The following is a 5553-nucleotide window of genomic DNA, read 5'->3' on the forward strand; positions in this document are numbered from 1 at the left end:
CGATCGCCCACACGCGGAGTGATTAATTCGATCCCAGGCGTATCGGAAATCATTTGCATGGCATCTTGATTATCCGTGCCCCCGGCATCCGCTCGATTTAAAAAAGCCCAAGCGACTAGATCGGGATTAACGGTGCGGACTTCCTCCAACAATTCCGCCACCTTATCTAAAGTCCAGATATCGGGGCCGCGAGGAGGCAATGGCAGCAAAACTAAATTAGCAATCGTCAGAGCTGCCCGTTGGGTCGTAGTATCCCGACCCCCGACATCAATCAATACATCTTGGTAATGGGCGGATAATTTGAGAACTTCATCTCTAGCCGCCCGACCTCTGAGTTGGATACAGGTAAGGTTTGAATTCTGCTGGGAGAGATTTTCACTGCGAGTCGCCGCCCATAAAGTGGTTGTTTCTTGTTCGTCCCCATCGACGAGTAGAACGTTATATTCTGTGGCGCGACGAGCGGCTAAATTAGCCGCGACCGTACTTTTGCCCGCCCCGCCTTTAATGCCACCAATGACAATAATCATCGTACTCTTATGGTTTAGGATAAGTTCTAATTGTATACATCTTTAGTACTAAAATTATACAGATATTGCATCAAGGCACAATCTGATGACTCAGCCTAAAATTAATCTTACTCAACTCAAACAATACCTGAAGGAGCGTTCTCAGGCGGAATTAATTGCCGACATTGCCGAACTGGTGAAGAGATTTCCGGGGGTGAAAGATTATTACCAGTTCAAGCTAGATCCCCAAGCTGAGACGGAAATTGCAACTAAGTACAAAAAGACGATCGCCGACGAGTTTTTCCCCGCCAGGGGTTTTGGGAAGGCGCGGCTGTTTTGGTACTAAATAAGTATTGAATAAGTATTGAATTGCATATTTAATGCGATAGCTGTATGGCGAGCGGACTTACCACTCATTCCACTTGCATGAAGACATCATAGTTTGTTTATACTATAATGCGATCGAGTATTTTAGAAAAGTAGATTAGGAGCGATCGTATGTCAAATCACTCTGGCAGCTATATGTTGAATCAGGTAATTGAAATCCTCGATCGACATGAAATGTTTTCAGGAATAGAAACGACCACAGCTCAGACAGCGATTAAAGAAATTATAGAAATGGCAACAAATAAGTATGACTGTAATCGAGGGGAGATTTTAGAAGGATACGCCCAGCAATTCAATCTCTGCTACTCCTGTCTAGCCGATGATGCCAATTTGGACGATGGACTGTGTGCGACATGTCTAAGGGGCTGGGACGAAACCGATTGAATCGTGTCTCAAAGTAAATTCTGAATTGTTGGCGCGATCGTATGGCTCTAGACACGAACTGAATACTGTTTTAGTACCAAAAGAGTATTCAGACAGTTCTGTTGATAAACTTCAATCGTATAATCCTAGTGCTTGAGAAATCTCGACCATTTCATCCAAAGCTTGAGATGTAGCCAGATCGAGGCGTTCTTTGTAGATCGCCAGATCGTTAAAGTGAATCCGATAGTGGATGCCGACTTTGTGGTGGGGAATTTCGCCAGATTCAATTTTATCGATTAGAAACGAGCGGGAAACATTAAGTAAATCTGCGGCTGCTTGAATAGTAAATTCGGGATGGTTGTGAGTGAAAGAAGACACGATCTAAAACCACCTTTATGAATCGAAAAACTTTGTTAATTCGGCCAGTAAACTTACATTATCTTTCCATTTTTTAACCAAACCATCTCGATAGACTTTAGCAATAAATGGAGCGGGATGGCGATCGATAAACTTTTCCATTTCAGGAATAGCTAATAGGAAAACATCTGCCATATCTTGCCCAGAGAGATTTTGAGAAGCTAGCGTAAACATCCTCACTTGGGCACTGGCTACAGCTAGACGTTCTAATTGATTTTGACCGATGCGGGCATCTTTGGTTAAGATCGTCCATCCTCTTTGACCTACTTCGGGAATCCAATCGATATCCTGAGCGGCTTGAGCGAAATGGTCGTCGTGAATTTCAACGCTGACCCCAGCACCACGTAAGGTTTCGACGATGAGTTTATTTCCCAGGCAACGGTCGATAAAAAAAGTTGGAGCGCGAACTTCATTCATGCAGCTATCTGCGTTAATTCACATCTAATTGCTTCTTCAATCGAGAGCCGATAGCATTGATAATCTGCGGCTAAATCGTCGATTGAATCTCCAGCTAAATATCGCTCTTTTAAGATACTAGTAGCAATGCCCGTGCCATCGATCGTCAACCGTCCGAAGGCAATACGCGGATCGAGAGCCACGATTCGAGGATTATTTTCTTCATGGGTGCGGGTAAATGGATATAACTTGATCGCCAGTCCTCGGTCGTCTGGTTCGATCCGTTCGAGATGGGTGTTAATCGCTAGTTTTAATTGAATGCGTTCTTTTTGAGTGGCTTGAATTAATTCTCCATAACGTTCGATGAATAAATCCACACCATTGGTACTAAAATTTTGACTGGCAAGCGGATGGGGAAGATGAAATTTTTCGTCGATAAAATCTAAGGCATCTCTCACTCGGTCGAGTTGAATTTTATGATGTTGGCGAATAGCCCGCAGGACGTGAATTTCGATCAGGTTGGTAAAGGAAAGAGCATATGGTTTCTGCTGAAAAATTTCGATGAGAGGGGCGAAGAAATTGGAACCATCTTTGACAGAATAGTGATGCCCTACCGTCCACGAACGAATCGTGCTGCTGGGAATTCGCAAGTACCGCGCAGCATCTTTAATCGAGTAGGTAGGGATGTCTCTAGGATCTAATTTCCCGTAGAGGCTGTTCATATGAGGTGGGAGTTGAAATGAGGGATGCTTGGCTATCTTCTATCCTAGTACAGTCTTCATTTTCAAAGAGCAAGCGAATCGAATCATGTACGATTTATAGCCGTAAAATGATGTCATATCCTTAGCGATCGACTGAGATTATGGAAATAGACACCGATTCAACAACCAAAACGAATAGGGTTGCTAAGAATGCACGGTTGGAAGCGTGGGTGACGCTAGAGCAAAAACAACTGATGGAAAGGGCTGCGGGTTTGCGCGGACAGAACTTGACTGAATTCATGATTTCAGTTTTAGCTGATGCAGCGGTTCAAACTATTAAAGATCGCGAATCGATCGAATTAACCGAGCGAGATCGGCTGGTATTTGCCGAAGCACTATTAAATCCCGCTCCTGCGAGCGAACGAGCGATTGCTGATGCTCGATGGTATGCCCAGATGATGAGTAAACAGGAATCGGATTAGTGCTAAATCCCGAATCTACTGACTTTTGCATCGAACTTCTAGCACCCGATCGCGATAAAGCAGCTTTTAGTTGTGGTAACGAGCAACTGGATCGGTTGTCATAATTAGTCTGATGATGCTCTTGAATCGAGGTTGAGTTGCAATTGTTCGAGTTCGCGGCGCAATTCGGCTTCGGTAGGAAGGTGAAGTTGATAGCGACTAGCGAAGATTTTATCTTGCTGTTCGGCTCCGAGCGTGTATTTAACAACTGCATCATTTTTATCAGAGCAGAGAATCAAACCGAGAGTCGGATTATCACCCTCGGTACAGCGTTCGCGGTCGTAGTAATTGACATATAGTTGAATCTGTCCGAGGTCGCCGTGGGTGAGTTTGCCAACTTTGAGATCGATGAGGATATAGCACTTGAGGATGGTGTGATAGAAAACTAGATCGATGTAAAAGTGGTCGCCATCTAAAGTAATCCGTTCTTGACGTTTGACGAAGGCGAAGCCTTTACCCAGTTCTAATAAGAAAGTTTGGAGATTTTCGATGAGGGCGGTTTCTAGATCTGATTCGACTAAACGCGGCGATTCTGGTAGTCCCAGGAATTCGATCACAAAAGGATCTTTGAACACATCGGCGGATGTTTGAATAATTTGTCCCTGAGTTGCCAGTTGCATCAATCCTTGTTTGTCGGTACTTTTAGCCAGCCGTTCAAAGAGTAAGCTATTGATTTGACGTTCCATTTCTCTGGATGACCAGTTGGTTTTGAGCGTTTCGATTTCATAGAATGCCCGCGCACCTGAGTTCTCAACTCGCATCAGCGTTCGATAGTGCGTCCAAGAGAGGTTGGGATGGAGTCGTCCAGGTTTCCAGTTGGTATTGGGGTTACTCGTCGATCCCATTAGTTCTGATTGGCTACTCACTGCGTAGCCTATTTCTGCTTCAGTTAGCAGTTGGGGAAAGGCTAGATAAAATTGTCGAATGAATTTAAGGTTGGAATAGGAGTAACCCTTACCAAAGTCCTGTTTGAGCTTTTGAGCTAAATTCTTGAGTAAGTTTTCGCCATAGTCAGCGCGGTGTTGTCCCTGCTGTTCCTCTTCGACAATCGCTCGTCCAATCAGCCAATTCGATAGGACTTGGGCGGTATTGACAGTGCGGACTACACTAGTACGGGCAGATTCGAGGATATCGCGAATCCGGTCGTAAAACACATCGTTCTGAGAGTTGGTTGGATTTCGCTCATAAGTTGGCAGGGACGGTAATACGATCTTTAGGATCTAACCTACCACCGCTGACGAGCGATCGATTCCCCACGCCCAGATCGATCGCACCTTCGATCCGCTCGATTCCGAGAGATCGGAGCGTCCCAGTACCTAGAAATTGCCACCCTGCCGATAAAATAGTATTAATGCTCTACTTAACTGGAAATAATCCGTGTCATGAAAAGCAAGCATATCCCAATGTCAGTTGAAGAGTTTAGATTGATGGAACACCCTTTCGGTTGGAAGGCTGAATATTTTTCAGGCGAAGGACACCTGACCCCCAGAGAACATCTCGTGCGTACTCAACTGACCTTAACACCCAAAGCGATTGTGGGATCGGATTGGATAGTGCCTGTCGAGCCGTCCCTGCAAGAACGGGCGATCGCTGCCTTCTTTGAGGCATTTGAAGATTCGGTCGAATTTTGTAACTGGTCGGCGGACGATATCCGCGCTCATGCTCGCAAGAACATCACCAACTATTTCCAAGGAGTGCGCGGTCAGCCTCATCCAGTCTCTAGAATGGCACTAGAGCCAAATAGCCAGCAGATCGTCGGTCTAGCCTTGTTTGTCAAGAAGGAGGAAGAGCGAGTCGTGCTAGATCTGCTATTTGTGAAGCCGTCACATCAACGAATGGGCATCGCCACCCAAATGGTCGCCAGTGCCATAAATAGTTTGTACGCAGATGGGGTTAAAGATCTCCGGTGTGCCTACCATATTTGTAACGAGGGCAGTCGTGCTTGGCAGCATTCATTAGGATTTCAAGAGATCCCCGATTACTTCTACTGTAGATTGAAAGCCGCGTGGTACCGAGATGAAATCTGGCGGCTGGAGCAGTTGGGAACGAGCGAACAGCTTGAGGAGTTAAGAACGGAACGAGACCGATGGGAGCAGCTAGGCCAGGAGCTGGAACCGTGGAAAGAGTCTTAAATCCCGCGCCAGCTAGAGGGGGTTTTTTGTATAAACCCTCGAAAAGGGGGATTCTGGAAATTAATGAGATGGGGCTTGGGTTAGCTGTTGAACGATGGCAACGAGATCGATCGAGTCAGAAAACTTCCGA

The 5553-nt window shown here is 45.6% G+C and carries 9 protein-coding genes; 4 read left to right on the forward strand and 5 right to left on the reverse strand.

What is annotated here, in order from left to right:
• On the reverse strand, positions 1-527 hold a 527-nt coding region (locus ACEW9J_RS10530), incomplete at its 3' end, for an AAA family ATPase (protein WP_373545074.1).
• Positions 528-612: 85 nt separating this feature from the next.
• On the opposite strand from ACEW9J_RS10530, the gene ACEW9J_RS10535 reads away from it, so the two are divergent.
• The gene (locus ACEW9J_RS10535) at positions 613-852 is read left to right on the forward strand and encodes a DUF6155 family protein (RefSeq protein ID WP_373545075.1); all 240 of its coding nucleotides are present in this window, start codon (positions 613-615) and stop codon (positions 850-852) included.
• Between the two features lie 152 nt (positions 853-1004).
• Positions 1005-1277 (forward strand): hypothetical protein, encoded by a 273-nt coding sequence (locus ACEW9J_RS10540; RefSeq protein ID WP_373545076.1) that lies wholly within the window; start codon positions 1005-1007, stop codon positions 1275-1277.
• Between the two features lie 111 nt (positions 1278-1388).
• On the opposite strand, the gene ACEW9J_RS10545 is transcribed toward ACEW9J_RS10540, so the two are convergent.
• The 3 genes from ACEW9J_RS10545 to ACEW9J_RS10555 are packed head-to-tail and all read right to left on the reverse strand — an operon-like array spanning position 1389 to position 2791.
• Positions 1389-1634, reverse strand: coding sequence for a helix-turn-helix domain-containing protein (locus ACEW9J_RS10545; protein WP_373545077.1), 246 nt, complete (start codon positions 1632-1634; stop codon positions 1389-1391).
• A gap of 15 nt (positions 1635-1649) precedes the next feature.
• Positions 1650-2090 carry a hypothetical protein gene (locus tag ACEW9J_RS10550; protein WP_373545078.1) on the reverse strand — a complete coding sequence of 147 codons (441 nt, stop codon included), beginning with the start codon at positions 2088-2090 and terminating at the stop codon, positions 1650-1652.
• Complete coding sequence (locus ACEW9J_RS10555) at positions 2087-2791, reverse strand: DUF433 domain-containing protein (protein WP_373545079.1); 705 nt, start codon at positions 2789-2791, stop codon at positions 2087-2089. The genes ACEW9J_RS10550 and ACEW9J_RS10555 overlap by 4 nt, the downstream gene beginning before the upstream one ends.
• A 140-nt stretch (positions 2792-2931) precedes the next feature.
• Between ACEW9J_RS10555 and ACEW9J_RS10560 the strand changes: the two genes are divergently transcribed.
• Complete coding sequence (locus ACEW9J_RS10560) at positions 2932-3252, forward strand: DUF1778 domain-containing protein (protein WP_373545080.1); 321 nt, start codon at positions 2932-2934, stop codon at positions 3250-3252.
• 104 nt (positions 3253-3356) lie between these two features.
• On the opposite strand, the gene ACEW9J_RS10565 is transcribed toward ACEW9J_RS10560, so the two are convergent.
• Positions 3357-4445, reverse strand: a complete 1089-nt coding sequence (locus ACEW9J_RS10565) for a YhcG family protein (RefSeq protein ID WP_373545081.1) — start codon at positions 4443-4445, stop codon at positions 3357-3359.
• A 249-nt stretch (positions 4446-4694) separates the two neighbouring features.
• Between ACEW9J_RS10565 and ACEW9J_RS10570 the strand changes: the two genes are divergently transcribed.
• On the forward strand, positions 4695-5423 hold the full coding sequence (locus tag ACEW9J_RS10570; RefSeq protein WP_373545082.1) for a GNAT family N-acetyltransferase: 729 nt from the start codon (positions 4695-4697) through the stop codon (positions 5421-5423).
• Positions 5424-5553: the final 130 nt, after the last annotated feature.

Source organism: Chamaesiphon sp. (assembly GCF_041737865.1).
In the GTDB taxonomy this organism is placed as follows: domain Bacteria; phylum Cyanobacteriota; class Cyanobacteriia; order Cyanobacteriales; family Chamaesiphonaceae; genus Chamaesiphon.